This is a genomic window from Streptomyces anatolicus (assembly GCF_019400875.1).
Lineage (GTDB): Bacteria > Actinomycetota > Actinomycetes > Streptomycetales > Streptomycetaceae > Streptomyces > Streptomyces anatolicus.
The window spans coordinates 1-1775 of the sequence record NZ_WMBF01000776.1 but is presented as its reverse complement, the minus strand read 5'-3'; the positions used below and the strand labels follow the sequence as shown (position 1 = coordinate 1775).

General features: G+C 74.9%; 1 protein-coding gene. It reads right to left on the bottom strand.

All coding sequences use genetic code 11. The annotated features are described in order from the left end of the window. Positions 1-151 precede the first annotated feature (151 nt). Positions 152-1726, bottom strand: coding sequence for a DUF5691 domain-containing protein (locus GKQ77_RS32355; RefSeq protein ID WP_219692707.1), 1575 nt, complete (start codon positions 1724-1726; stop codon positions 152-154). Positions 1727-1775 lie beyond the last annotated feature (49 nt).

Below are 1775 nucleotides of genomic sequence, written 5' to 3'. Positions count from 1 at the left end.
GGGCTTGGGGGCTTGGGGGTCGGCTCGTCTGCTTGTTGACTCGGTAGCGGTAGTGACTGTGACGGCGGTTGTGGTTGTGGCCGGGTGTCTGCGGCCGCTGCCGGGGTGGGCGTGCGGCTCCCCGCGCCCCTGGTGGGGGCCTATAGCGGGCCTATAGCGGCGGCAGCTCCTCCCGTATCGCCGCGCGGAGGCGCAACGTGGTGACCAGGCGCTGGAAAGCCTCCGACCAGTAGCTTCCCGCCCCCGGTGACGCGTCCTCCGGTTCGTCCGGTATCGCCGTGAGCGCTTCCAGGCGGACCGCTTCCGCCGGGTCGAGGCAGCGTTCCGCGAGGCCCATGACCCCGCTGAAGCTCCAGGGGTAACTCCCGGCGTCCCGCGCGATGTTCAGCGCGTCCACGACCGCTCGGCCCAGCGGCTCGGACCAGGGGACCGCGCATACGCCGAGGAGCTGGAACGCCTCGGACAGACCGTGGGAGGCGATGAAAGCCGCCACCCAGTCCGCCCGTTCCGCGGTGGGTAGTGCGGCGAGGAGTTTGGCGCGTTCGGCGAGCGATACGGCCCCCGGGCCTGCGGCTTCCGGCGCCGCGGGCGTGCCGAGCAGGGCCCTGGACCAGGTCGCGTCGCGCTGCCGTACGGCTGCCCGGCACCACGCGGCATGCAGCTCGTCCCGCCAGTCGTCGGCCACCGGGAGCGCCACTATCTGGGCCGGGGTGCGGTTGCCGAGCCGCGCGGGCCAGGTGGCGAGCGGGGCCGCTTCCACCAACTGACCGAGCCACCACGAGCGTTCGCCGCGCCCGGCGGGGGGCTTGGGGACCACGCCGTCCCGCTCCATCGCCATGTCGCACTCGTGCGGCGCTTCGACCATGAGGGTCGGCGTGCTGGATACGTGGTCCACGGCCACGCAGGAGGCGGCCCGGGACGCCATCCGTCCGGCCAGTGCCGATGTGGGGAGCGCGGAGAGCAGTTCCGCCGCGGTGGCGCGGACGTTGCGGCTGCGGTCGGTGAGCGCCTGCTCCAGGAACGGCTCGTCCTGGGCGGAGAGGCCGGTGCGGAGCGAGTCGAGGAACATCAGGCGGTCCTCCGCCCGTTCCGTCGGCCAGGTCGTGGCGAGCAGGTCGCGGGCGGCGTGGGGGTCGTGGGCGCGGAGCGCGGTGAGGAGGGCCACCCGCTCCGCGAAGAGGCCTTCCTCCCAGAGCCGTTGGACCTGGGGTGCGTCATTCGCGGCGGGCAGTGCCATGCCGCTGCCCGGGGTGGCGCGGAGGGCGAACTTCCAGTCCGGGTTGAGGCGGGCGAGCCACAGGGCTCTGGGGCCCGCGAAGGTGAGCGCCTGGGGGCGCAGGTCCGTACGGCCCCGGGCCGCGTTGAGGAGTGCGGGCAGCAGCTCGGGCGGCGCCCCGTAGCCCCGGGCATTGGCCAGGGCCAGCCACTGGGGGAGGAGTTCCATCAGGTCCGGAGTCGCGCCTCGTCGGCCGCCGCTGCCGGTGCCGGGCTGGTCGGTGAGGAGCGTGGCGAGCCTGCGCCGGGCCGCGGGCGGCAAGGGCGGCCTGGGGTCCTTCGCCGCGGGCTCGGGCGGGGCGGCGGCCGGTGCGGGGCGCAGTCCCGCCCTTCGACGGACCGTCTGCACGGCAGCCTCGTCCAGGAGCGCGACCGGCGCCTCCTTGCCGGGGGCATGCAGGGCGGCCGGCAACGCGCGCCGGTCAGTACCGAGCAGCGCAGCGGTGACCAGCTCCTCCCAGGAGGGGGGCGGGGGTGTTGGCTCGTCCCGAGGGGAGCGG